Genomic DNA, 25,382 nt, shown 5'->3' on the forward strand with positions numbered 1-25,382 from the left:
ACGAGGCGGTGATGAAGAAGCCCGTGGCGGCGAAGACGAGCAGCGCGAAGCAAGCAGGTACCACCTCGCCATCCAAGCTGATCGACGGCAGGATCAAGGAGCTCGGCGACTGGCGCGGCGAGATGCTGGGGCGGGTTCGCGCGCTGATCAAGGAGGCCGACCCTGATGTCGTCGAAGAGTGGAAATGGCGCGGTGTTCCCGTCTGGGAGCACGACGGCATCATCTGCACCGGCGAGACCTACAAGGAGGTCGTGAAGCTGACCTTCGCCAAGGGCGCCGCGCTGGCGGATCCCGCAGGTCTCTTCAATTCCAGCCTCGACGGCAATGTGCGCCGCGCGATCGATATTCGCGAGGGCGAAACGATCAACGAGAATGCGTTGAAGGCGCTGATCCGCGCGGCGGTGGAGCTGAATGCGAGCAAGAAGAAGCCGGGGAAGCGATCAGCCTCGTAGACGCGATGGGCCGCCACAAGTGCCTTCCTTCTCCCCTTGCGGGAGAAGGTGGCGCGAAGCGCCGGATGAGGGGTCTCCATCGGCACGGGAGAGTGCGGAGAGATACCCTCACCCCAGTGAGCTTATGTCTGCCGGCGTCGCTGCCCTCTCCCGCAAGGGGCGAGGGCACATCAATGCGCACCTCGCGTGGTGCCCCATGTAGGCAGCCCCCGTCACGCCACCGCCGCCGCGATCGGGCGCGGGCTGACGACGTATTCGCGCAGGACCTTGTCGTTGGCGTCGACCTCGATCAGTGCGACGTCGTAGGTCCAGAGATCGGCCAGGTGCTGGAGCACGCGCTTGGCGTCGGTCTCGTTGAGCTGCGAGCCCTTGATGACGTGGTGATGCAGGATCAGGCGGCGGTCGCCGGAGAGATCGACGTCGACCACCTCGATATTGGCGTCGATGAAGCCGACATCGTGCTGCCGCGCCAGCTCGCGGCGGACGCGGCGAAAGCCGCGCTCGTCGTGGATGGCGTCGACCCGGATGCCGGCGCGCTCCTCGGGATCGTCGTGCAGATGGAACATGCGGAAGTGCCGCATCAGCTTCGGGCTCAGGAACTGCCCGATGAAGCTTTCGTCGCGGTAATTGGCCCAGACGTCGCGCAGCACGCCCATGACGTCGCCCTTGCCGGCGATGTCGGGGAACCACTCGCGGTCCTCGTCTTCCGGATTGGCGACGATGCGCTCGATGTCCTGCATCACCGCGAAGCCGAGCGCGTAGGGGTTGAAGCCGGAGAAACGCGGGTCGTCGAATTCGGGCTGGAACACCACATTGGTGTGCGACCCCAGAAATTCGAGGAAGTTGCCGTCGCTGATGCGACCCTGCTCGTGCAGCTTGGTCATGATGCGATAATGGACGTAGGTCGCCGTCCCCTCGTTCATGACCTTGGTCTGGCTCTGCGGATAGAAATATTGCGCGATGTGGCGAACGATGCGGAGCAGCTCGCGCTGCCAGGGCGCCAGCCGCGGCGCGCTCTTCTCCAGGAAATAGAGCAAATTCTCCTGCGGCAGGCCGAGCAGCTTGCGGCGGCGCTCGATGCTGAGCGTGGAGCGGCTCTTGGCGGCGCCCTTCGGCACGGTGCGCCAGAGATCGTTGAAGACCTCCTCCTCGTGCTGGCGGCGACGCCCTGCCCGCTTCTCCTCGGCGCGCAGATCGAGCTTCTTCTTGCCGGGATAACGGTCGATGCCGTGCGACATCAGCGCGTGCGCGGCGTCGAGCGTGCGCTCGACCTCGATGCGGCCGTAGCGATCCTCGCACTGCATGACGTAGTTCTTGGCGAAGTCGAGATAGTCCAGGATGCCGTCGGCATCGGTCCACTGCTTGAACAGATAATTGTTCTTGAAGAAATGGTTGTGGCCGAAGGCGGCGTGCGCGATCACCAGCGTCTGCATCGTCGCCGTGTTCTCCTCCATCAGATAGGAGATGCAGGGCGAGGAGTTGATGACGATCTCGTAGGCCAGTCCCATCAGGCCCTTGCGGTAGGACGCCTCATGGAAAGCGAAGTGCTTGCCGAACGACCAGTGCTTGTAGAACAGGGGCATGCCGACCGACGAATAGGCGTCCAGCATCTGCTCGGCGGTGATGACCTCGATCTGGTTCGGATAGACGTCGAGGCCGAGATCCTTCAGCGCCACCTCCTCGCAGGCATCGGTGATGCGCTGCAAGGTGTGGAAATCCCAATCGGCGCCTTCGAACAAACGTTCCTTCATGGAGCGGCCTTCTCCTGGGCAGTGTCGCGGCGCTGGAACAGATCGTGGAATACCGGGAAGATCTCGCTGCGCTCCGAGACCTTGCGCATCGAGAGCGGGGCGCCGCTGTTGCGCAGGCGTTCGTAGAGGCTCCAGAGCGAGGAGTCGGAGAGATCGAAGGCGCTGCCGCCGGCCTCGCCTACCTCGAGATAGGCGAAGAACTGGCAGACCGGCAGGATCTTCTCGGTCAAGAGGAGCCCCGTGAGCTCGCCGTCGGAATAGGAATTGTCGCCGTCGGAAGCCTGCGCGGCGTAGATGTTCCAATCCGACGGGTTGAAGCGCTCGCGCACGATCTCGTGCATCGCCTGCAGCGCACTGGAGACCAGCGTGCCGCCCGAGGCCGGACCGTAGAAGAAGGTCTGCTCATCGACCTCCTCGGCGCGGTCGGTGTGGCGGATGAAGACGATCTCGACGTGCTTGTAGCGCCGCTTCAGGAACACGTAGAGCAGCATGTAGAAGCGTTTCGCCAGGTCCTTCATGTGCTCGGACATCGAGCCGGAGACGTCCATCAGGCAGAACATCACGGCCTGCGCGACGGGCTTGGGCACCGTCTCGAAGCGCCGGTAGCGGATGTCGAGCGGATCGATGAAGGGGATGCGCTTGGACTTCGCCTTCAAGGTTTCGAGCCGGGCCACGAGAGCCGCACGCTCGTCCTCGTCGGTGCAGGCTTCGATCGCGGCTTCCAGCTCCTCGATCTCGTCCTTGCGCGGACGCTTGAGCGCGATGCGGCGGGCCAGCGCGAGCTTCACCGTCCGGCTCACCGAGATGTTGGCGGGCGAGCCGGTCATGGTGTAGCCGGCGCGCTGGATGCCTTCGCTCTCGGTCTGCGCGATCTTGCGCTTGGCGAGATCCGGAAGCTCGAGGTCGTCGAGGAACAGATCGACGAACTCGTCACGGCTCAACACGAAACGGAAGGCATCCTCGCTGTCGCCTTCGCCGGGACCGGAATCCTTGGCGCTGCCCTGCCCGGAGCGCTGGAGATAGTCGCCTTCGATGAACTTCTTGTTGCCGGGCAGGACCATGTCGCGCGTCCCGCCTTCACGGCGGAAACGCGGCTCGTGCATGCCGTCGAGTGGAATCGTGACCTCACCACCCTCCAGGACGTCCTTGATGTCGCGTTCCTGCGAGGTCTTCTTGACGGCGCCCTGCACCAGGGATTTGGCCCGACGCAAGAACCGCTGGCGGTTCTCAAGACTCTTGCCGCCTGGATTCAGGCGCCTGTCAATAATGTGAATGGGCACTTTACCATTCGCCTCCCATCCGCCTCAACCGGCCTGCTTCACGCGCATGTACCATTCGACGAGCCGGCGAACCTGACGTTCGGTATAGCCGCGCTCCACCATGCGTGCGACGAACTCGCCGTGCTTCTTCTCCGTCTCGCCGTCCTTCTTCGACCCGAAGGAGATGACCGGAAGCAGGTCCTCGACCTGGGAGAATATCCGCTTTTCGATCACATCGCGAATCTTCTCGTAGGAGGTCCAGGTCGGGTTTTTGCCGCCGTTCTGGGCCCGGGAGCGTAACGAGAATTTGACGACCTCGTTGCGGAAATCCTTGGGGTTGGCGATGCCCGCCGGCTTCTCGATTTTCGTCAGCTCCTGGTTCAAAAGCTCGCGATCGAGCAACTGGCCGGTATCGGGATCCTTGAAGTCCTGGTCCTCGATCCAGGCGTCGGCATAGTCGACGTAGCGATCGAACAGGTTCTGCCCATAATCCGAGTAGGATTCGAGATAAGCCTTCTGGATCTCGTTGCCGATGAACTCGGCGTAGCGCGGCGCGAGCTCGGCCTTGATGAACTCGAGATAGCGTTTCTCGGTCTCCTCAGGCAGCTGCTCGCGGCGGATCGCCTGCTCCAGCGCGTACATCAGATGCACGGCGTCGGCAGCCACCTCCTGCGGATCGTGGTTGAACGTCGCAGCCAGGATCTTGAAGGCGAATCGGGTCGAGGCGCCATCCATGCCCTCGTCGACACCGGCGGCGTCGCGATATTCCTGGACGCTGCGCGCCTTCGGATCGGATTCCTTCAGGCTCTCGCCGTCGTAGACCCGCATCTTGGCGAACAGGGTGGAGTTCTCGTGCTTGCGCAGGCGCGACATCACCGAGAACCGCGCCAACGTCTCCAGCGTCGACGGCGCGCAAGGAGCCGAGGCGAGCTCGGAGCCCTGGATCAGCTTCTCGTAGATCTTCTGCTCCTCGGTGACCCTGAGGCAGTAGGGCACCTTGATGACGCAGATGCGGTCGATGAAGGCTTCGTTGTTCTTGTTGGCCTTGAAGCTCGCCCACTCGGCTTCGTTCGAGTGCGCCAGGATGATGCCGGTGAATGGGATCGCGCCGATATTCTCGGTGCCGATATAATTGCCTTCCTGGGTTGCGGTCAGCAACGGGTGCAGCATCTTGATCGGCGCCTTGAACATCTCGACGAACTCGAGCACGCCCTGATTGGCGCGGTTGAGGCCGCCGGAATAGCTGTAGGCGTCGGGATCGTTCTGGGCGTAGGTCTCGAGCTTGCGGATGTCGACCTTGCCGACCAGCGAGGAGATGTCCTGGTTGTTCTCGTCACCGGGCTCGGTCTTGGCGATCGCGATCTGGCGCAGCCGCGACGGCTGGATCTTGGCGACCCGGAATTGCGAGATGTCGCCGCCGAACGCTTCCAGCCGCTTGTAGCACCACGGGCTCATCAGGCCGGTGAGGCGACGGCGCGGAATGCCGTACTTCTCCTCCAGCATCGGACCGAGCTGATCGGGATCGAACAGGCTGAGCGGGCTCTCGAACACGGGCGAGAGCTCGTCGCCGGCCTTGAGCACGTAGATCGGCTGCACTTCCATCAGCGACTTGAGCCGCTCGGCGAGCGAGGACTTGCCGCCGCCGACCGGGCCGAGCAAATAGAGGATCTGCTTGCGCTCTTCGAGACCTTGCGCCGCATGGCGGAAGAAACCGACGATGCGCTCGATGGTTTCTTCCATGCCGTAGAAGCCGGCGAAGGCTGGATAGGTGCGGATGGTGCGGTTCAAAAAAATACGGCCAAGGCGTGGGTCCTTGGCCGTGTCAATCGTCTGAGGCTCACCGATCGCCGCTAGCAGTCGTTCAGCCGCGTTCGCGTATTTCATGGGATCGCTTCGACACGATTCCAGATATTCCGCCATCGACATGTCGTGCTGGCTTCTCGCCTCGAACGACCGAGCGAAAGCGTTGAATAGAGAATCGTTGTACATGATCCCTCTCCGCGTGAGTTCCGCTACAAGCTGAAACGAAAGCAGTTACCGGACCGTTCCTCAGGCCGTTTCGAATCAGCGTGAGCACATGACAGTCATTGGACACCCGGGTGCCGACTCGACGCAACGCACAACGTAGGCACTCCATGAGTTACGAACAGGCACCTGCCTGTAATTTGTGCGAATCTCTGTCTATTCTGGCTCATTTCCAGAAAATGTCACTCGGTCGCCACATCCGGGCGTTCCCGGGGATGGCCCCATCCGGCAATGCAGCATAGCGGGCCGGGAGCGGCGATCTTATGACGCTTGTACGGCGAAGCCTTGCGGTCCCCGTTCATCTTCCTGCTGCAATGCGGTGTGCTGGCGGCCTGTACGTCGCGGCAACGCGCAGCACCGTGTCACAGTCGCTGCCAGGCCAGGCCCACCCCGACGGATGACAACGCGATCGTTCTGTGCGTAACGGCCAGCTTGGGATGCTGCGGAGCTCTTCGCATGTCCGGCGTCGGCCTCAGCACGATCATTTCGTGACCGGGGCAATCTTCGAGCAAGATCTCCGCTATCGAACCCCGTGGCAGAAATTCATTGTCGATACGGAGAGCGCGGATGCGAAGGAGTGGATGACGACGACATGCCCGCTGGGCAGCGAGGCGCTAAGATCGGCCGGATGGTGACGACCTTTACGCAACAGTAAGCTGCCCGTCTGGATCGCCATGATCGCGACGGAGTTACACTGGAGGGTATGACTCCCGCACCCTTGATTGGTTCCCTCCCGGGTGCATGTAGGCTAGAGGATAGCGCGTCAGACCTTCGCGAAAACCCCTCGTCCGCAGGCTTGGAGATAATAAGCATCATGAATCCCGTCAAAGAACTGGAAAAGCACGGACAGGCGGTCTGGCTCGACTTCCTGGCCCGCGGCTTCATCGCCAAGGGCGACCTGAAGCGGCTGATCGACACCGACGGCGTCAAGGGCGTCACCTCCAACCCGTCGATTTTCGAAAAGGCGATCGGCAGCTCGGACGAATATGACGCCCCGATCGGCAAGGCGCTGAAGCGCGGCGACCGCACCGTGGCCGACCTGTTCGAGGCCGTCGCGATCGAGGACATCCAGAACGCAGCCGACGTGCTGCGCCCGGTCTACGACCGCCTCAAGGGCGGCGACGGCTATGTCAGCCTGGAGGTCTCGCCCTATCTCGCCATGGACACATCGGGCACGATCGCGGAGGCGCGGCGGCTCTGGAAGGACGTCGGTCGCAAGAACCTGATGGTGAAGGTGCCGGCGACGCCGGAGGGCCTGCCGGCGATCGAGCAGCTGATCAGCGAGGGCATCAGCATCAACATCACGCTACTGTTCTCCAAGGCCGTCTATCTCGAGGTGGCCGAGGCCTACATCGCCGGTCTCGAGACCTACGTCGCCGGCGGCGGCGATCCGTCGCATGTGGCCAGCGTCGCCAGCTTCTTCGTCAGCCGGATCGATTCGGTGGTCGACAAGCAGCTGGACGAGAAGATCGCCCGCGCCAACGATCCGTCCGAGAAGGAACGTCTCGCCGCGCTCAAGGGCAAGGTGGCGATCGCCAACGCCAAGCTCGCCTACCAGGACTACAAGCGCCTGTTCGCAGGCCCGCGCTGGGAGAAGCTCGCCGCCAAGGGCGCCAAGCCGCAGCGCATGCTGTGGGCCTCCACCGGCACCAAGAACAAGGATTACAGCGACGTCCTCTATGTCGAGGAGCTGATCGGCCCAGACACCATCAACACCGTGCCGCCTGCAACGCTGGATGCGTTCCGCGACCACGGCAAGCCGCGCGACAGCCTGGAGGAGAACGTCGAGGACGCGAAGCGCGTGCTGGACGAGCTGGAGCGCTCCGGCATCTCGCTCGATGCGATCGCCGAGGAGCTGGTCAAGGACGGCGTCAAGCTGTTTGCGGATGCCGCCGACAAGCTTTACGGCGCCGTCGCCCACAAGCGCGCCGTCGTGCTCGGCCCCGCACTCGACCGCCAGCAGCTCTCGCTGGGCGACGGGCTCGGCAAGGCGCTGGCCAAGACCACGGAGGAATGGCGGGCGTCGGCCAAGATCCGCAGGCTGTGGCAGCGCGACAAGTCGGTCTGGACCGGTGCGGACGAGGACAAATGGCTCGGCTGGCTCGACAGTCCAGCCAAGGCCGACATTGCCGATTACGAGGACTATGCGGGCCGCGTGAAGAGCCAGAAATTCTCCGACGCCGTCGTGCTCGGCATGGGCGGCTCCAGCCTCGGCCCCGAGGTGCTGGCGGAGACCTTCGGCAAGAAGCCCGGCTTCCCCAAGCTGCATGTGCTCGACTCCACCGATCCGGCACAGGTGCGGGCGATGGAGGCGAAGATCGACATCGCCAACACCGTCTTCATCGTCTCCAGCAAGTCCGGCGGCACCACCGAGCCGAACGCGATGAAGGACTATTTCCACGAGCAGGTTGCCAAGGCGGTGGGTGCAAAGGTGAAGACCGGGCATCGCTTCATCGCGGTGACCGATCCCGGCTCGTCGCTGGAGAAGGCGGCGAAGAGCCTTCATTACGCCCGCATCTTCCACGGCGAGCCCTCGATCGGCGGACGCTATTCGGTGCTCTCGCCCTTCGGCTTGGTGCCGGCGGCAACCGCGGGCATCGACGTCAAGAGCTTCGTCAAGCATGCGCTGGCGATGGCCCGCTCCTGTGGCCCCGATGTGCCGCCGTCCGAAAACCCGGGCGTGCAGCTCGGCCTTGCCATGGGTCTCGCCGGGCTCGAAGGCCGCGACAAGGTGACGATCCTGGCGTCGAAGAAGATCGCCGATTTCGGCGCCTGGGCCGAGCAGCTGATCGCGGAATCGACCGGCAAGGAGGGCAAGGGCCTGATCCCGATCGAGGGCGAGCCGCTGGGCGATCCCTCCGTCTACGGCAACGACCGCTTCTTCATCGACATCCGCGTCGAAGGCGAAGCGGACGCCGCACACGATTCCCAGCTTGCCGCGATCGAGGCGGCGGGTCACCCCGTGGTGCGCATCGTCATGAAGTCGATCGAGCATCTCGGCCAGGAATTCTTCCGCTTCGAGATGGCAACCGCCGTGGCCGGCAGCATTCTCGGCATCAACCCGTTCGACCAGCCGGACGTCGAAGCGGCCAAGATCAAGACCCGCGAGCTCACCGCCGCGTTCGAGAAGACCGGCAAGCTGCCGGCGGAAGAGCCGGTGGTCAGCACCAAGGAAGCCGATCTCTACACCGACGAGGCCAACGCCACGGCGCTACGCGCCGCCGGCGCCAATGGCGATCTCGGCTCCTGGCTGAAGGCGCATCTGTCGCGATCCAGCGACGGAGACTACGTCGCCCTGCTCGGCTACATCGCGCGCGACAAGGCCACGATCGACGCGCTTCGGGCCATGCGCCTCGAGGTGCGCGAGAAGCGGCATGTCGCGACCTGCGCCGAGTTCGGCCCGCGCTTCCTGCACTCGACGGGACAGGCCTACAAGGGCGGGCCCGACAGCGGCGTCTTCCTCCAGATCACCGCCGATGACGCCAAGGACCTGCCTGTGCCGGGCCAGAAGGCGAGCTTCGGCGTGATCAAGGCGGCGCAGGCGCGCGGCGATTTCGACGTGCTGACGGAACGCGGCCGGCGTGCGCTGCGGGTGCACCTGAAGGGTGGGCTCAAGACAGGCCTTGCCGCGCTCAATGCAGCGCTCAACGACGCGCTGAACTAAAGGAATAATGCAGATGCAACTCGGCATGATCGGCCTCGGCCGAATGGGCGGCAACATCGTTCGCCGCCTGATGCGCCACGGGCATTCGACGGTGGTCTACGACAAGGACGCCAAGGCCGTCGCCGGCCTTGCCGCCGACGGCGCGGTCGGCTCGGCGACGCTGGAAGAGTTCGTCGCCAAGCTGGAGCGGCCGCGCACGGCCTGGGTGATGCTGCCGGCAGGACGCATCACCGAGACCACGATCGAGACGATCGCCGCCGTGATGCAGGAAGGCGACGTCATCATCGACGGCGGCAACACCTTCTGGCAGGACGACGTCCGCCGCGGCAAGGCGCTGAAGGCGCGCGGCATCCATTATGTCGATGTCGGCACTTCCGGGGGCGTGTGGGGGCTCGACCGCGGCTACTGCATGATGATCGGCGGCGAGAAGCAGGTGGTCGACCGACTCGATCCGATCTTTGCGGCGCTCGCGCCGGGCGCCGGCGACCTTCCGCGGACGCCGGGGCGCGAGGGCCGCGATCCCCGCGTCGAGCAAGGCTACATCCACGCCGGGCCCGTCGGCGCAGGCCATTTCGTCAAGATGATCCACAACGGCATCGAGTACGGCCTGATGCAGGCCTATGCCGAAGGTTTCGACATCCTCAGGAATGCCAATATCGAGGCTTTGCCGGCGGATCATCGCTACGATTTCGATCTCGCCGACATCGCTGAAGTGTGGCGGCGTGGCAGCGTGATTCCGTCCTGGCTGCTCGACCTCACCTCGACGGCACTCGCTGACAGTCCGCAGCTCGCCGAATATTCCGGCTTCGTGGAGGATTCCGGCGAAGGCCGCTGGACCGTGAATGCGGCGGTCGACGAGGCCGTGCCGGCCGAGGTTTTGACCGCGGCGCTCTACACACGTTTCCGGTCCCGCAAAGAACACACCTTCGCCGAAAAAATTCTTTCGGCGATGCGCGCAGGGTTCGGCGGACACAAGGAGCCGAAGCAGCCGGGCGCGGCGAAGCCGAAGTAACGAGTAAACCAAGCGAAGGCCGACCATTCGTGACAAAAGACCCGCAGCCAAAGCGCAAGCCGGAAAATTGCGCCTTCGTCATCTTCGGCGTCACCGGCGATCTCACCCATCGCCTGGTGATGCCCTCGCTCTACAACCTGGCCGCCGAGCATCTTCTGCCGGAGAAATTCTGCGTCGTCGGCGTCGCCCGCAGGGGCCAGTCGGATGAGGAGCTGCGCGACAGCCTGCTGAAGGGCTTGCGGCAATTCGCGACGCGCCCGGTGGACGACGACATCGCGACGAGGCTTTTGGAATGCGTGACCTTCGTCGAGGCCGACGCAAAGGATCCGCCCTCCTTCGACCGCCTGCGCCAGCATCTGGATTCGCTGGAATGCGCGCAGGACACCGGCGGCAACCGGCTGTTCTATCTGGCAACGCCGCCGGCCGCGTTCGCGCCGACCGCGCGGGAGCTCGGCCGCACCGGCATGATGAGGGAGAACGGCGCCTGGCGGCGGCTCGTGATCGAAAAGCCGTTCGGCACCGATCTGGCCTCGGCCCGCGCGCTGAATGCCGAGCTCTTGAAGATCATGGACGAGCACCAGATCTACCGGATCGATCATTATCTCGGCAAGGAAACGGTGCAGAACATCCTGGTGCTGCGCTTTGCCAACGGCATGTTCGAGCCCATCTGGAATCGCAACCACATCGACCACATCCAGATCACCGTGGAAGAGAAGCTCGGGGTCGGCCACCGCGGCGGCTTCTATGATGCCACCGGCGCGCTGCGCGACATGGTGCCGAACCACCTGTTCCAGCTGATGTCGCTGGTCGCGATGGAGCCTCCCGCCCGCTTCGACGCACATTCCGTACGCTCCGAGAAGGCGGACGTGCTGACATCGATCCAGCTGCCCAGCCGGGAGGACGCACTGAAGAATTCGGTGCGCGCGCAATATCTCGCGGGCCGCAGCGGCGACGACGAGATCACGGACTATCGCAAGACCGCGGACGTCAAGCCCGACAGCACCACCGAGACCTTTGTCGCGCTCAAGCTGATGATCGACAATTGGCGCTGGGCCGGCGTACCGTTCTACTTGCGCACCGGCAAGGCGCTCGGCCACAAGCGCACCGAAGTCGCGATCAAGTTCAAGCAGGCGCCGCTGTCGATGTTCTCAGGGACGGACGTCGACCGGCTGTCGCAGAACTTCCTCACCATCGGCATCGCGCCGACTGAGACCATCGAGCTGCAGTTCAACGCCAAGATCCCGGGGCCGAGCATCACCATCGACGGCGTCGAGATGAAGTTCCGCTATGGCGACTATTTCCGCGCCGATCCCTCGACCGGCTATGAGACGCTGATCTACGACTGCATGATCGGCGACAACATCCTGTTCCAGCGCGCCGACGGCATCGAGGCCGGCTGGCAGGCCGTGCAGCCGTTCCTGGATGCCTGGAAGGGCGCGGGCAGCAACGGCATCGAAACCTATGAAGCCGGCAGCGACGGCCCTGCCTGCGCCGACGAGCTGCTCCGGCGCGACGGGCGAAGCTGGCGGAAGTTCTCGTGATGGCTCAGGCCGAGCAGCCGAAGCTGATCGTCGAGGCCGATGCCGAAGCTCTCGCCCGCGCCGCGGCCGAACGCGTGCTGGCGCGGATCGCGGCCAATCCGGGCCGGATTGCGATCTGCCTCACCGGCGGCTCCAGCCCGAGGACGCTGTATCAGTTGCTCGGCAGCGAGGCCGGGCGCGGCAGGATTCCGTGGGAGCGCGTGCATTGGTTCATCGGCGACGAGCGTTTCGTGCCCGACAGCGATCCCCTCAACAACATGGCGGTCGCCCGCGCGACCTTTCTCGATCGCCACGCGCCCGCCGGCCATATTCACCCGATCCCGACCACAGCCGACAATCCCGATGCCGCTGCGGAAGCCTACGCGCGTGAGCTGCAGGCCTTCTATGGCGGAGACCAGCTCGATCCCGCACGTCCGCTGTTCGATCTCGTCCTGATGGGCGCAGGACCGGACGGCCACACCGCCTCGCTGTTTCCCGGTTACCCCGAGATCGAGGAGACCCGACGCTGGGTCGTCGGCGTTCCCAAGGCGAACGTTGCGCCGTTCGTGCCGCGGGTCTCGCTCACCCTGCCCGCTTTGGCCTCCTGCCGCGAGATGCTGTTCGAGATTGCCGGGCACGACAAGCGGCCGATCTTGACGCGCCTCTGCAATGGCGAGAATCTGCCGGCCTTGCGCGCGCGCTCGAACGGCGAGACCGTCTGGCTGGTCGACAAGGCCGCGCTTCCGGAGGACATTCGTGGGCCGCGCTGAAGCACCCTGTGCATTGATCGTGATGGGCGTGTCGGGCTCGGGCAAGAGCACGGTCGCGAAGGCGCTCGGCGAGCGCCTCGGCTGGCGGTTCGAGGACGGCGACAGCTTCCATCCCGCCAGCAATGTCGAGAAGATGCGGGCCGGACATCCCCTCACCGACGAAGACCGCTGGCCCTGGCTGAATGCCATCGCCGACGAAATCGCGCGGGTCTGCGGCCGCGGCGAGCACGTCATCATCGCCTGCTCGGCGCTGAAGCACGCCTATCGAGACGTGCTGCTGCGCGGACGCGATGACGTCCGCTTCGTGTTCCTGAAGGGCACCAAGGAGCTGATCGCCGAACGGCTCGCGCAGCGCAAAGGGCACTTCATGCCGCCCGGACTGCTCGCCAGCCAGTTCGAGACGCTGGAGCCGCCGGAGCCGGGCGAGCACGCCATCACCGTCTCGATCGACGAGACCGTCGAGGCGATCGTAGACGGCATCGTGCGGCAGCTCAAACTGGGCGGCGCAACACCCAAGGTTCTGCCATGACCCAAATCTCACTCGTGGTCTCCGACGTCGACGGCACGCTGCTGACCAAGGACAAGACGCTGACGGAGCGCGCGAAGAACGCCGTGCAGCGGCTGCACCAGGCTGGCATCGGTTTCACCATCACCTCCAGCCGTCCGGCGATCGGCATGCGCTTCTTGATCGAGCCGCTGGCGCTGTGGCTGCCGGTTGGGCCGTTCAACGGCTCCTCGATCGTCGATCCCGAGATGCGGCCGGTCGAGCAGCACCTGATTCCAGCGCGCGCGGCCGAGCGCACCTTGCAGATCCTCCGCGACTACGGCGCCGACGTCTGGCTGTTCACCACCGACAAATGGCTGATCGACAATCCCAGCGGCAGCTACGTCGCGCACGAGCGGCACACGATCCGCTCCGATCCGACGATCGTGACTGACTTCACGCCCTACCTTGCCAGCGCCTGCAAGATCGTCGGCGCCAGCGCCGACGCGGCCCGGCTCGAGGCGTGCGAGAAGGTGATGCAGGAAGCCCTCGGCAGCGCGGCGACCGCGGTGCGCTCGCAGACCTATTATCTCGACATCACCCCGCCGGGCTTCAACAAGGGCACATTCGTGCAAGCGATGGCCAGGCGCCTCGGCATCTCCACCGACGCGGTCGCCACCATCGGCGACATGCAGAACGACCTCGCCATGTTCCGCGTCAGCGGCACCTCGATCGCCATGGGCAACGCCGCCGACAACGTCAAGGACGAGGCGACGCATGTCACTGCGACCAACGAGCAGGACGGCTTTGCCGAGGCGATGGAGATGATCTTGACGCGGAATGGGGTGGGCTAAAGCGGAATGGCTTAGATTGACTCGATTGCCACGGGCTCGGTGCAACCTCTCCCGCTTGCGGGAGAGGTCGCGCCGAAGGCGCGGGTGAGGGCTTTCTCCTCTAGGGGGCTATCCCATTGCGGAGACACCCTCTCCCCAACCCTCTCCCGCAAGCGGGAGAGGGAGTGCACCGTGCTCGTGGAGGCAAAAGCGCCTGACGGCGCTTCCTACTACTTCGACCGCTGCACTGCCGGCTTCTCGCTGCCCTGCCTTGCCGCAGATAAATTGTGCGCCGTGTTGATCAGCGCGATGTGGGTCAGCGCCTGCGGGAAATTGCCGGTCTGGCGGCGGGCCACGGAATCGTATTCTTCGGCCAGCAGCCCGACGTCGTTGGCGATGCCGACCACGCGGTCAAGCAGAACTTGCGCCTTGTCGAGATCGCCCGACAGCACATAGGCATCGGCGAGCCATAGGGTACAGGCCAGGAAGGCGCCTTCGAGCGGCGGCTGGTCCGGGGGCAGCTCGCGCGGGTCGTGCCGCAGCACGAAACCGTCGCGCATCAGGCATTTTTCGGCCGCGGCGATGGTGCCGCGGATGCGCGGGTCGTCCGCCGGCAGGAAGCCGACGGCGGGCAGCAGCAGCACGCTGGCGTCGAGCATCTTCGAGCCGTAGGATTCGACGAACGCATTCTCCTCCGCATCGAATCCCCTGTTGCAGACATCTCGATGAATGGCTTCGCGTAGCGCACGCCAGTGCAGCAGCGGCGCCTTGAAGCCGAAGGTCTCGGCGCTCTTGATGCCGCGGTCGAAGGCGACCCAGGTCATCACCTTGGAGAAGACATAGTGCTTGGGCTGGCCGCGCCGCTCCCAGATGCCGTGGTCGGGCCGGTCCCAGACTTCGGCCAGATGATTGAGCACGGCGCATTCCAGCGCCCAGGTCGTCTCGTCGTCGAGCTTGAGCCTCGCCGTGCGCGACTGGTGGAAGGCGTCGATCAATTCGCCGTAAACATCGAGCTGGAGCTGCGCGTGGGCGGCATTGCCGACGCGCACCGGCTGCGCCCCCTCGTAGCCGCCGAGCCAGCCCGCCTCCCATTCCAGGAGGCGCCGCTGGCCCCAGATGCCGTACATGATCTGCATGTTCGCGGGCGAGCCGGCCGCGGCGCGCAGCAGCCAATTGTGCCAGGCCAGGGCTTCCTCGGTGTAGCCCGAGTTCATCAGCGCCAGCAGCGTGAAGGTGGCATCGCGCAGCCAGCAGAAGCGATAGTCCCAGTTCCTGCTGCCTCCGAGCTTCTCCGGCAAGGAGGTGGTGGGTGCCGCGACGATGCCGCCGGTCGGCGCGAAGGTCAGCGCCTTCAGCGTGATCAGCGAACGCAGGACCAGCTCCTGATAGTCGCCGTCACGGGTGCAATGGCCGCACCAGTCCTCCCAGAATTTTTCGGTCTCCTGAAGCGCCAGCTCCGCATCGATCGGCGCAGGCGGGGCGAGATGCGAGGGACCGTAAGTCAGCACGAATGGCACGGTCTCGCCTTCCTTCACCTCGAAATCCGAGACGGTGGTCAGATCCTCGCCGCGGGTCTCGACCGGAGTGCGCAGCACCGTCATGTCCTGGCCGGCGATGGCCATCAAGGAATGGTCGATCCGCCGCACCCAGGGAATATCCGCGCCGAAGCCGAAGCGGATGACGAGCTCCATCCGCATCTTCACGGTGCCACGGATGCCGCGGACCAGCCGCACGATGTCGGACGCCTTGCCGCGTAGCGGCATGAAATCGATCAGCGCGACGGTGCCTTTCTTCGTCTCGAACCGCGTTTCGAGGATGAGGGTGTTGCCGAGATAGCGCCGCGAGATGGAGGTTGCGGCCTCGCTCGGCGCGACCAGCCAGCGGCCGTTTTTGTGGGTACCGAGGATGGCGGCGAAGCAGGCGTCGGAATCGAAGGCCGGCCAGCACAGCCAGTCGATCGAGCCGTTGCGCCCGACCAGCGCCGCGGTCTCGCAATCGCCGATCAGCGCATAGTCCTCGATCCTTTGAGCCAATGTCGTGCGAGCCTGGCAAGTCCCGGCGGTTCAATTCCCGCCGGGCAATGAACGTTCCCGCGTCGCAGCCTTCAAAGCTGCGAGATCGATCTTGGACGCGATCTTGTCGAGCGCGACCGGAAGGCGCTGGCGCCAGTTCGGATGCTCGTCGATCGTGCCGGGAATGTTGGGCTGGTCGATCACGCCGAGCAGATCCTCCATCGACACCGCGAGCAGCCGTGACGGCGTGCGCGACAGGAAGGCCAGCACAGAGTAGAGATCATTGGCGCTGATGCCGTTCTGGCGCAGGATCTCGTCGAGCCCGCCGAGCGCATCCCAGCGCGCCTGGTCGTTCTCGCCGGGATCGAGCCCGAGCGAGCGCTTCATCTTGAGATCGCTGAAGGAGCGCCAGCCGGCATAGGTCGACAGGTCATGCGTGTTCAGCGTCACCAGCGCATTGGGCCGGTAATGGTCGACATTGCGGAAATGCCCGGCATCGTCGCGCTCGAACATCATGACGAGATAGGACCAGATGCCGAAATCCTGCATCATCTCGCGGAAACCTTCCGGCACGGTGCCGAGGTCCTCGCCGATCACGATGCATTCATGGGCCGCGCTCTCGCGCGCTACGGCCGCCAGCAGCGCCTCGAACGGCATCTGCACATAGGCGCCGTTGTCGGGCTTGAAGCCGCGCGGCACCAGATAAAGCCGTTTCAGGCCGAGCACGTGATCGAGCCGGATGGCGCCGGCATGGCGCATCGACGCCGCGAGCATGTCGGCGAACGGGACGAAGGATTGCGCTTCCAGCCCGCCGGCATTGAAGCCGGCAAGGCCCCAATCCTGGCCGATCGTGTTGAGCACGTCGGGCGGCGCGCCGACCGCGAGATGACGCGAGATCGCCGTCTGCTCGTTCCAGGCATCGAAGCCGTTGGACTGCACGCCGACGGCGACGTCGAGATAGAGCCCGACCCGCATGCCGAGCTGGCTGGCCAGCTCCTTGGCCGCATGCAGCTGGCTGTCGGCCGTCCATTGCACAAATTCGACGAACTCGACCTCGCGCTTGTCGGGGCAGTTGCGCAGCTCGGCGAATTTCGCCTCGTCCGGCTGCTGCCATTCTTGCGGCCATTCCCACCAGGGTCCGGTGAAACGATGCCGCAGCACCTCGAAACAGGCAAAGCGGGACAACAGCGGCGCGCGCTCCGCACGGAAGGCGTCAAACGCGTTGCGACGCGCCTCGCTCGCGCTTGTCACGAAGCTGTTAAAGGCGGCGCGCAGGCCCAGCCATTTCAGCGCCGCCATGTCGGTATAAGGGACGCGGTCGCCCTCGCGCAGACGGGCGGCCGTTGCGGCCGCGTCGGGCACGAGGTCGGCCGAGAATTCAGGGATCGCCTCGACGTCGATATAGAGCGGGTTGAGGAAAAGCCGGCTGTTCGGCGAATAGGGGCTGCAATCGGCCGGGTGATCGTCGAACAGGACATGCAGCGGATTGAGCCCGACGCCGTCGGCCCCGAGCTGCTTGGCGAGCCGGACCAGGCCCGCGAGATCGGTGAAATCGCCGATGCCCCAATTGCGGTCGGAGCGGACGCTGTAGAGCTGCACGGCGAGCAGCCAGCCGCGGTCGAAATCGCCGCCGAAACAGCGCTCGGGCGCCACGATCATCGGCACGTCTTCGCTCGCACCTTCGGCATCGGTCAGCGTCAGGCGGTGATACCCGAGCGCCAGGCCCGCGGGCCAGGCGATCACGGGCTCCCGCGTCTCGCCTGCCGCGATCACATTACCGTTGCCGGCGATTTTCCATTGCAGCGGCGGCGCGCCAACCGACGCCAATTCCGTGCGCGGGCGTCCGAGCGCACGGACCACGACCGGCCCGCTGACGAAGCGATAGACCCGCTTCTCCGGCAGGGCATCGAGGATGGATTTGAGGGCCTCGGGCGCGGTGACCCGCAGCTTGCCGAGGGCATCGATGAATTCGGATTGAACGCCCTTGATCCGGGCTTGAGCTAAAAGATCCATTCGGCACGCAGCTTGCAGGCCATTAATTGGCCAGGGGCATCGAGAATAACGAGATCGCGGAAGAGGTTAGTCAGGGGTAACTCGCAAACTGCGCTTGCCGTTCCCAAGGGAACCAATGACACACAAGCGGCTTTCTATCATGGTACCAAGCGTGGGTTCCCGACAAGGGAAACGGGCTCCTGCTTTCTTGTCAATGGCATCACCGTGAACAAGACAATTCAAACTGTCGAGAGTGCCGCGGCCGGCAGCGCTTTCCTGATCGAGGACGTCTATCCCGCTATCGACGGCGGCCGTTTCGCCGTGAAGCGGATCGCGGGCGAGCCGGTCGAGGTCTGGGCCGACATCTACCGCGATGGCGAGGCCGTGATCTCAGCCGCGCTGATCTGGCGAGGAGAGCAGGAGCGCGAATGGCGGAGCGAGCCGATGACCCATCACGGCAATGACCGCTGGTCCGGCGCGTTCACGCCCCCCGAGCCCGGCCAATATGTCTACGCGATCGAAGCCTGGACCGACGAGTTCGCTACATGGTCGCACGCCGCCGCGCGAAAGCGGCGCACCGGGGCCGATGTCAGCCTCGATGCGATCGAGGGCGCCGGGCTTTTGACCAAGGCGCATGGCGCGCGGCAGGACGCCGCAGCGATCATCATCAGACAGTGCGAAGATTACCTGAGGAACGGCGACATCACCTCGCTGCTCGCGACCGAGCTCGGCGAAGCCATGGCCGAGAGCCAGTCGCGGCCGGACCTGACGCGTTCGCCATTCTTCCCGCTGACTGCCGACCGCGACAAGGCGCGCTTCAGCACCTGGTATCAGATGATGCCGCGCAGCCAGAGCGCATTGCCAGGCCGGCATGGCACGCTGCGCGACTGCATCGCGCGCGTGCCTGACATCGCCGCGATGGGCTTCGACGTGCTCTACTTCACGCCGATCCACCCGATCGGCAAGACCAGCCGCAAGGGCCGCAACAATGCGCCGGTGGCCCGTGAAGGCGATCCCGGCTCGCCCTATGCGATCGGCTCGGCCGAGGGCGGCCACGATGCGCTGCATCCGGAGCTCGGCACGATCGAGGACTTCCGCGCGTTGGTCGCCACATGTCTTGAATACGGGCTCGAGCTTGCGCTGGACTTCGCGGTGCAGTGCTCGCCGGATCATCCCTGGCTGACGCAGCATCCGGAATGGTTCAAATGGCGGCCCGACCGCTCGGTGAAGACGGCGGACGGCCCCTATTCCGACATCGTTATCCCCGACTTCAATTCGGTCGATCGCGTCGGGCTGTGGAATGCGTTTCGCGACGCCATGCTGTTCTGGATCGACAAGGGTGTAACCATCTTCGCCATCGACAATCACGACACCGCGCCGCTCGCGTTCTGGGAGTGGCTGATCCGCGATATAAGCCGCCGTCATACCGACGTGATCCTGTTCTCCAAGACCTATGCACGGCCAAAGCTGATGAAGGGCCTCGCCAAGCTCGGCTTCGCGCAGTCCTTCACCTATTTCCCCTGGCGCACGGAAAAATGGGAGCTGGAGCAATATCTCGGCGAGCTGACGCGCTATCCCGAACGCGATTTCTACCGTCCGAACATGTTCGTCAACACGCCTGACCTGTTGCCCTTTCACCTGCAGAGCGGAGAGGCCTGGGCCTTCAAGTCGCGGATCGCACTGGCTGCAACGCTCTCGGGCAATTACGGCATCTACAGCGGATTCGAGCTGCTGGAGCACGACGCCATTCCCGGCCGCGAAGAATATCTGGATTCCGAGAAGTACCAGATCAGGCAGCGCGACTGGGACAGATCGGGCAACATCAAACCCTACATCGCCGCGCTCAACCGCATACGCAACGAGAACGCGGCGCTCCAGCAGACCGCGAATTTGCGCTTCCTCGCCATCGAGGACGGTGAGACGATCGCCTTCGCCAAGGAGGCGGCCGATCCGGCCAACATTGTCGTCGTCGTGATCGCGCTCTCGCGCCACGTGCGGGAATGCTGGCTGGCGCTCGGCGATCTCACCGTTGACGCCGGCGGGCGGCGTCACCATGTGACGGCACTCGAAAACCTCCTCACCGGCGAACAGTCCCGCATCGAATGGGGCGGCATCAAGTTGCGTATCGATCCCGACCGCGATCCGGCACTTCTGTTCCGCTGCCTGGCGTAAGGGGTCACGCCATGAATGTTCTGTCTTCCGTCGACACCAAGAAGGCTGAGGCTGCCGAGATCGTGGATGAGCTCTGGTACAAGGACGCCATCATCTACCAGCTCCACGTCAAGGCCTTCGCCGACAGCAACAATGACGGCATCGGCGACTTCGCCGGCCTGACCGAGCGGCTGCCCTATCTGCAGGAGCTCGGCGTCACCGCGCTGTGGCTGCTGCCGTTCTACCCGTCGCCCGGCCGCGACGACGGCTACGACATCGCCGATTACGGCGCGGTCAATCCCGATTTCGGGACGATGAAGGATTTCAAGCGCTTCATCCAGGAAGCGCAGAAGCGGGGCCTGCGCGTCATCACCGAGCTCGTCGTCAACCACACCTCGGACCAGCACAAATGGTTCAAGCGCGCGCGCCGCAGCCATCCGGGCTCGAGCGCGCGCAACTGGTACGTCTGGAGCGACACGGACCAGAAGTACCAGGGCACGCGCATCATCTTCACCGACACGGAGAAGTCGAACTGGACCTGGGATCCAGAAGCCGGGGCGTTCTACTGGCACCGCTTCTTCTCGCACCAGCCCGATCTCAATTTCGACAATCCGCGCGTGGTCAGCGCCATCATCCAAGTGATGAAGCGCTGGCTCGATGCCGGCGTCGACGGCTTCCGGTTAGATGCGATTCCCTATCTGTGCGAGCGCGAGGGCACCTCGAACGAAAACCTGCCCGAGACGCATGCGATCATCAAGCGCCTGCGCCAGGAGCTGGACGCGTATTCCAAGGGCAAGCTGCTGCTGGCCGAGGCCAATCAATGGCCGGAGGACGTGCAGGAATATTTCGGCCGTGGCGACGAGTGCCACATGGCCTATCACTTCCCGCTGATGCCGCGCATCTACATGGCGATCGCCCAGGAAGACCGCTTCCCGATCACCGACATCCTGCGCCAGACGCCGGATATCCCGGCGAGCTGCCAATGGGCGCTGTTCCTGCGCAATCACGACGAGCTCACGCTGGAGATGGTCACCGACGTCGAGCGCGACTATCTCTGGACCACCTACGCCAACGATCCCCGCGCGCGCATCAATGTCGGCATCCGCCGGCGCCTTGCGCCGCTGATGGACAACGACCGGCGCAAGATCGAGCTGATGAACTCGCTGCTGCTGTCGTTCCCGGGCACGCCGATCATCTATTACGGCGACGAGATCGGGATGGGCGACAACATCTATCTCGGCGACCGCAACGGCGTCCGCACGCCGATGCAGTGGAGCCCGGACCGCAACGGCGGCTTCTCGCGCTGCGACCCCGCCCGCCTCTACGCGCCGCTGATCATGGATCCCGTTTACGGCTATGAATCCGTCAACGTGGAGGCGCAGTCGCGCAGCCTGTCCTCGCTGCTCAGCGCCACCAAGCGGCTGATCTCGGTGCGGAAGTCGACGCTCGCCTTCGGCCGCGGCAGCATGACCTTCATCCGCCCGGCCAATCGCGCCGTGCTCGCCTATGTCCGCCAATACCGCGACGAGGTGATCCTCTGCGTCGCCAATCTGTCGCGCGCCGCGCAGGCGACCGAGCTCGACCTGTCGCCGTGGAAGGACCGCATCCCGCAGGAGATGCTCGGCCGCACGCGCTTTCCCGCGATCGGCGAATTGCCCTACATGATCACGCTGGGGCCCTACGGCTTCTACTGGTTCCAGCTTCAGGAGCGCGACAAGTCCGAGCCGGTTGTGCCGCGCGCGGTGCCGGAATTCGAGACGCTGGTCGTGCCGGTGAACTCGAACTGGGTCTCGCTCGCCCGCGAGCGCGGCGTGTTCGAGCGCGACGTGCTGCCGGGCTTCCTGTCACGGACGCGCTGGTATCCCGAGAACAATCCCAAGCACATCCGGACCACGCTGACCTCCGCGGTACCGTTCAGCGACATCGGCGACAACAGACCCTGGATCGCGTTCTTCGAGACGACGCGGGACGAGGTGACGACGCGGTACGTGATGCCCATGCAGATCGAATGGGTGCGTTTCGACCGCGAGCGCTTCAACCCGAAGGCGCTCGCCGCCGTCCGCCAGGGCGCACGCGAAGGCACGCTCCTCGACGTCGCGACCGAGCAGATCTTCATCGGTCTGTTCTTACGAGGGCTGTCGCAAAACCTGGTCGTGGACGAGAACAATCTGCGGCTCGAGTTCAAGGCGACCAGCCGTTTCGCCGACTACACCATCAAGGAGCCCGAACGCATCCGCGCCATCGAACAGTCGAACAGCACCGCGCTGGTCGACAACAAGTACGTTGCCAAGATCTATCGGCGGCTGGAGAGCGGCATCAGCCCCGAGATCGAGATCGGCTACTATCTCACCGAGGTCGCCCGCTTTGCCAACACGCCGGCACTGCTCGGCAGCGTCGAGCTGGTCGACGGCAACCAGCGCAGCGCGCTCGGCGTGCTGCATGCCTATGTCGAGAACCAGGGCGACGGCTGGACCGTGACGACCGGATATCTCGACCGCTATATCGACGAGCAGCGCGTGGCGCCCGCCGATGAGATGCCGCGCGAAACCCAGGAGCAGGCGCCCTATCTGCATTTCATCGCGCAGATCGGCCGGCGGCTCGCCGAGCTGCATGTCGCTCTCACCGCGGCGGAGCCCGCCGATCTCGCCCCGGAGCCGATCGACTCCGCCCAGATCAAGGCTGCGCTCTCCGACCTCAAGGCGCGTGCCGAGCGGATTCTCGAGCTGCTTGCCGACAGCCGCGACGGGCTGCGGGAGATGGACCGGCCCCTGATCGACCGGCTCATCGCTGCACGCGCGGACCTGTTCGACCGCCTCAATGCGCTCTTGCCATCCGAGATCGGCGGGTTGAACATCCGTCATCATGGCGACTTCCGGCTCGGGCAAACTCTGATCGTGAAGGACGATATCTTCATCATCGACTTCGACGGCGATCCGCGTGTGCCGCTGGCCAACAAGCGCCGCAAGGCGCCGGCCGCGCGCGACGTCGCCGGCCTGATCCATTCCATCGACCTTTCTGTGAACGTGGCGCTGAGCCGCGCGCTCACGGGTGCTTCCGACGAGCAGGACCGGCTCGCGGCCGCGCTCGACGAATGGCGCGAGCGCGCCACCGCGACCTTCCTGTCCGCCTACCGCGAAGCCATGACCGATCGGAGGCTGTGGCCGGACGATCGGTCCTGCGCGGAAGGCCTGTTGAGATTTTTCCTCCTGGATCGAGCGTTCCACGACGTAGAGTACGAGCTGTCCCGCCGGCCTGAGGGACTCCATGCGCCGCTGACCGGACTGCTTCGCATTCTGTCAAGTGCCGAGAGCGAAGCCCATGCCTAAACTGCCTGCAGAAGCCTACGCGATCATCGAAGGCCGCCACTCCGACCCCTTCCACTATCTCGGGCTGCATCCCGAGGGCGGAAAGAGCGTTGTCCGCGCGTTTCTGCCCGAGGCCACCAATGTCGAGGCAGTCGGCGACCATGGCGAGGTCGCGCCGCTCGATCGCGTCCACGATTCCGGCCTGTTCATCGGCGCCCTGCCCAACGGCTCGAAGCACTACCAGCTGCGCGCGAAGTTCGGCAACGACGTGGTCGAGTTCGAGGATGCCTACCGTTTTCCGCCGATCCTGACCGATTTCGACCTCTATTTGCTCGGCGAAGGCACCCATCAGCGCCTCTACGACAAGCTCGGCGCGCATCCGATGCGGCTCGAGGGCGTCGACGGCATCGGCTTCGTGGTGCTCGCGCCGAACGCGCGGCGCGTCTCCGTGGTCGGCGACTTCAACTACTGGGACGGGCGGCGCCATCCGATGCGGGTGCGCGGCAATGGTTATTGGGAATTGTTCATCCCGCATGCGAAGGCCGGCGATCATTACAAGTTCGAAATCGTCGGACCCCATGGTCATCTGCTGCCGCTGAAATCCGATCCGATGGCATTTGCCAGCGAGCTGCGGCCGAAGACGGCCTCGATCGTGTTCGACGAAGCGCGCCTGCCGCGACCGCGCCCGGCGCCTGAAGGCATCAACGCATTGTCGGCGCCGATGTCGATCTACGAGGTGCATCTCGGCTCGTGGCGGCGCAAGGACAACAATGAATGGCTGACCTATCGCGAGCTGGCCGAGCAGCTGCCGGCCTATGCCCGCGACATGGGCTTCACCCATCTCGAATTCCTGCCCGTGAACGAGCATCCGTTCGATGGCTCCTGGGGCTATCAGCCGACCGGCCTCTATGCGCCGACCAGCCGTTTCGGCGGCCCCGAGGATTTTGCGGCGCTGATCGATGCCTGCCACCGCGAAGGCATCGGCGTGCTGCTCGACTGGGTGCCGGGTCACTTCCCCGACGATCCCCACGGGCTCGGCCATTTCGACGGCACCGCGCTCTATGAGCACGCCAACCCGCTCCAGGGCCGCCACCTCGACTGGGGCACGCTGATCTACAATTACGGCCGCACCGAAGTGACGAACTTCCTGGTGTCGAATGCGCTGTTCTGGATGGAGCGTTACGCCATCGACGGTCTGCGCGTCGATGCGGTCGCGTCCATGCTCTATCTCGACTACAGCCGGCCGCCCGACGCCTGGATCCCGAACCAATATGGCGGGCGGGAGAACATCGAGGCGATCAACTTCCTGCGCCGCTTCAACACGGAAGTGTTCGCCCGCTTCCCGCAGGCAACCACCGCCGCCGAGGAGTCCACCGCCTGGCCCCAAGTCTCGCGCCCGGTCGAGTTCGGCGGGCTCGGCTTCGGCTACAAGTGGAACATGGGCTGGATGCACGACACGCTGAACTACATCAGCAAGGATCCGATCCACCGCAAGCATCACCACGGCGAGATCCTGTTCGGCCTGCACTATGCGTTCTCGGAGAACTTCATCCTGCCGCTGTCGCATGATGAGGTCGTGCACGGCAAGCGCTCGATCCTCGGCCGCATGCCCGGCGACGAGTGGCAGCGCTTTGCCAATTTGCGCGCCTACTACAGCTTCATGTTCGGCCACCCCGGCAAGAAGCTCTTGTTCATGGGCGCCGAGATCGCGCAGAGCCGCGAATGGAATCACGACCAGTCGCTCGACTGGCATCTGCTCGAATACAAGGTCCATTCCGGCGTCCAGGCCTTGATCCGCGACCTCAACCGGCTCTATCGCGCGGTTCCGGCGCTGCACCAGATGGATTGCGAGCAGGCCGGCTTCGAATGGCTGATCACCGATGATGCCAACCGCAACGTCTTCGCCTGGCTGCGCAAGGGATTCGACGAGCACGCGCGGTGTGTCGTCATCATCAACTTCTCGCCTAACGTCTACCAGAACTATCGCGTTCGCGTGCCCTTCGGCGGCAAGTGGAAGGAAGTTCTCAACTCCGATTCCGCCCATTACGGCGGCAGCAATGTCGGCAATGTCGGCGAGGTCCATGCCGAGGGCGGCGAGCTGCGCCTCACCATTCCGCCGCTGGCTGCGATCTTTCTTGTTCCGGAAAGCTGA

At 64.6% G+C, this 25,382-nt stretch carries 15 protein-coding genes; 10 read left to right on the forward strand and 5 right to left on the reverse strand.

Features of this window, described 5'->3' with window-relative positions:
* Window positions 1-11 precede the first annotated feature (11 nt).
* Window positions 12-452 carry a DUF1801 domain-containing protein gene (locus I6F21_RS01805; RefSeq protein WP_225182721.1) on the forward strand — a complete coding sequence of 147 codons (441 nt, stop codon included), beginning with the start codon at window positions 12-14 and terminating at the stop codon, window positions 450-452.
* A 212-nt stretch (window positions 453-664) separates the two neighbouring features.
* Here the strand turns inward: I6F21_RS01805 and I6F21_RS01810 are convergent, their stop codons facing one another.
* The 3 genes from I6F21_RS01810 to I6F21_RS01820 are packed head-to-tail and all read right to left on the reverse strand — an operon-like array spanning window position 665 to window position 5,451.
* Window positions 665-2,203: a SpoVR family protein gene (locus I6F21_RS01810; RefSeq protein ID WP_225112114.1), complete on the reverse strand. Its 1,539-nt coding sequence runs from the start codon at window positions 2,201-2,203 to the stop codon at window positions 665-667.
* Entirely contained in the window at window positions 2,200-3,477 is a 1,278-nt protein-coding gene (locus I6F21_RS01815; RefSeq protein WP_193374965.1) for a YeaH/YhbH family protein, read from the reverse strand. The genes I6F21_RS01810 and I6F21_RS01815 overlap by 4 nt, the downstream gene beginning before the upstream one ends.
* Window positions 3,478-3,507: 30 nt before the next feature.
* Complete coding sequence (locus I6F21_RS01820; protein ID WP_036007284.1) at window positions 3,508-5,451, reverse strand: PrkA family serine protein kinase; 1,944 nt, start codon at window positions 5,449-5,451, stop codon at window positions 3,508-3,510.
* Between the two features lie 850 nt (window positions 5,452-6,301).
* On the opposite strand from I6F21_RS01820, the gene I6F21_RS01825 reads away from it, so the two are divergent.
* Genes I6F21_RS01825 through I6F21_RS01850 form a run of 6 tightly spaced genes read left to right on the forward strand, consistent with a single transcriptional unit; the run spans window position 6,302 to window position 13,791 of the window.
* The gene (locus I6F21_RS01825; protein ID WP_225182722.1) at window positions 6,302-9,151 is read left to right on the forward strand and encodes a bifunctional transaldolase/phosoglucose isomerase; all 2,850 of its coding nucleotides are present in this window, start codon (window positions 6,302-6,304) and stop codon (window positions 9,149-9,151) included.
* A gap of 13 nt (window positions 9,152-9,164) precedes the next feature.
* Entirely contained in the window at window positions 9,165-10,163 is a 999-nt protein-coding gene (gene gnd, locus I6F21_RS01830) for a phosphogluconate dehydrogenase (NAD(+)-dependent, decarboxylating) (protein WP_225182723.1), read from the forward strand.
* A gap of 29 nt (window positions 10,164-10,192) precedes the next feature.
* Complete coding sequence (gene zwf / locus I6F21_RS01835) at window positions 10,193-11,704, forward strand: glucose-6-phosphate dehydrogenase (protein ID WP_036007281.1); 1,512 nt, start codon at window positions 10,193-10,195, stop codon at window positions 11,702-11,704.
* Window positions 11,704-12,453, forward strand: coding sequence for a 6-phosphogluconolactonase (gene pgl, locus I6F21_RS01840; protein WP_225112110.1), 750 nt, complete (start codon window positions 11,704-11,706; stop codon window positions 12,451-12,453). The genes zwf and pgl overlap by 1 nt, the downstream gene beginning before the upstream one ends.
* Complete coding sequence (locus tag I6F21_RS01845) at window positions 12,440-12,982, forward strand: gluconokinase (RefSeq protein WP_225182724.1); 543 nt, start codon at window positions 12,440-12,442, stop codon at window positions 12,980-12,982. Before pgl ends, I6F21_RS01845 begins: the two co-directional genes overlap by 14 nt.
* Window positions 12,979-13,791 (forward strand): HAD family hydrolase, encoded by an 813-nt coding sequence (locus I6F21_RS01850; RefSeq protein WP_225112109.1) that lies wholly within the window; start codon window positions 12,979-12,981, stop codon window positions 13,789-13,791. The genes I6F21_RS01845 and I6F21_RS01850 overlap by 4 nt, the downstream gene beginning before the upstream one ends.
* A gap of 209 nt (window positions 13,792-14,000) precedes the next feature.
* Here the strand turns inward: I6F21_RS01850 and I6F21_RS01855 are convergent, their stop codons facing one another.
* Both I6F21_RS01855 and malQ read right to left on the reverse strand, forming a co-directional pair.
* Entirely contained in the window at window positions 14,001-15,803 is a 1,803-nt protein-coding gene (locus I6F21_RS01855; protein WP_225182725.1) for a glycoside hydrolase family 15 protein, read from the reverse strand.
* 30 nt (window positions 15,804-15,833) lie between these two features.
* Window positions 15,834-17,795, reverse strand: a complete 1,962-nt coding sequence (malQ, locus tag I6F21_RS01860; protein ID WP_225182726.1) for a 4-alpha-glucanotransferase — start codon at window positions 17,793-17,795, stop codon at window positions 15,834-15,836.
* Window positions 17,796-17,999: 204 nt separating this feature from the next.
* On the opposite strand from malQ, the gene I6F21_RS01865 reads away from it, so the two are divergent.
* Genes I6F21_RS01865 through glgB form a run of 3 tightly spaced genes read left to right on the forward strand, consistent with a single transcriptional unit; the run spans window position 18,000 to window position 25,382 of the window.
* Window positions 18,000-19,946 carry a maltotransferase domain-containing protein gene (locus I6F21_RS01865; RefSeq protein ID WP_225182727.1) on the forward strand — a complete coding sequence of 649 codons (1,947 nt, stop codon included), beginning with the start codon at window positions 18,000-18,002 and terminating at the stop codon, window positions 19,944-19,946.
* Between the two features lie 11 nt (window positions 19,947-19,957).
* Window positions 19,958-23,251 carry a maltose alpha-D-glucosyltransferase gene (gene treS, locus I6F21_RS01870; RefSeq protein WP_225142202.1) on the forward strand — a complete coding sequence of 1,098 codons (3,294 nt, stop codon included), beginning with the start codon at window positions 19,958-19,960 and terminating at the stop codon, window positions 23,249-23,251.
* Window positions 23,244-25,382, forward strand: coding sequence for a 1,4-alpha-glucan branching protein GlgB (gene glgB, locus I6F21_RS01875; protein ID WP_036027305.1), 2,139 nt, complete (start codon window positions 23,244-23,246; stop codon window positions 25,380-25,382). The genes treS and glgB overlap by 8 nt, the downstream gene beginning before the upstream one ends.

Source organism: Bradyrhizobium sp. NBAIM03 (assembly GCF_020194055.1).
GTDB lineage: Bacteria > Pseudomonadota > Alphaproteobacteria > Rhizobiales > Xanthobacteraceae > Bradyrhizobium > Bradyrhizobium yuanmingense.

Excerpts from the sequence above, each read along its gene's own strand:
- I6F21_RS01805 (WP_225182721.1), top strand. The coding sequence starts at position 12 with ATGAAGAAGCCCGTGGCGGCGAAGACGAGCAGCGCGAAGCAAGCAGGT.
- I6F21_RS01810 (WP_225112114.1), bottom strand. The coding sequence starts at position 2,203 with ATGAAGGAACGTTTGTTCGAAGGCGCCGATTGGGATTTCCACACCTTG.
- I6F21_RS01820 (WP_036007284.1), bottom strand. The coding sequence starts at position 5,451 with ATGTACAACGATTCTCTATTCAACGCTTTCGCTCGGTCGTTCGAGGCG.
- I6F21_RS01825 (WP_225182722.1), top strand. The coding sequence starts at position 6,302 with ATGAATCCCGTCAAAGAACTGGAAAAGCACGGACAGGCGGTCTGGCTC.
- gnd (WP_225182723.1), top strand. The coding sequence starts at position 9,165 with ATGCAACTCGGCATGATCGGCCTCGGCCGAATGGGCGGCAACATCGTT.
- pgl (WP_225112110.1), top strand. The coding sequence starts at position 11,704 with ATGGCTCAGGCCGAGCAGCCGAAGCTGATCGTCGAGGCCGATGCCGAA.
- I6F21_RS01850 (WP_225112109.1), top strand. The coding sequence starts at position 12,979 with ATGACCCAAATCTCACTCGTGGTCTCCGACGTCGACGGCACGCTGCTG.
- malQ (WP_225182726.1), bottom strand. The coding sequence starts at position 17,795 with ATGGATCTTTTAGCTCAAGCCCGGATCAAGGGCGTTCAATCCGAATTC.
- treS (WP_225142202.1), top strand. The coding sequence starts at position 19,958 with ATGAATGTTCTGTCTTCCGTCGACACCAAGAAGGCTGAGGCTGCCGAG.
- glgB (WP_036027305.1), top strand. The coding sequence starts at position 23,244 with ATGCCTAAACTGCCTGCAGAAGCCTACGCGATCATCGAAGGCCGCCAC.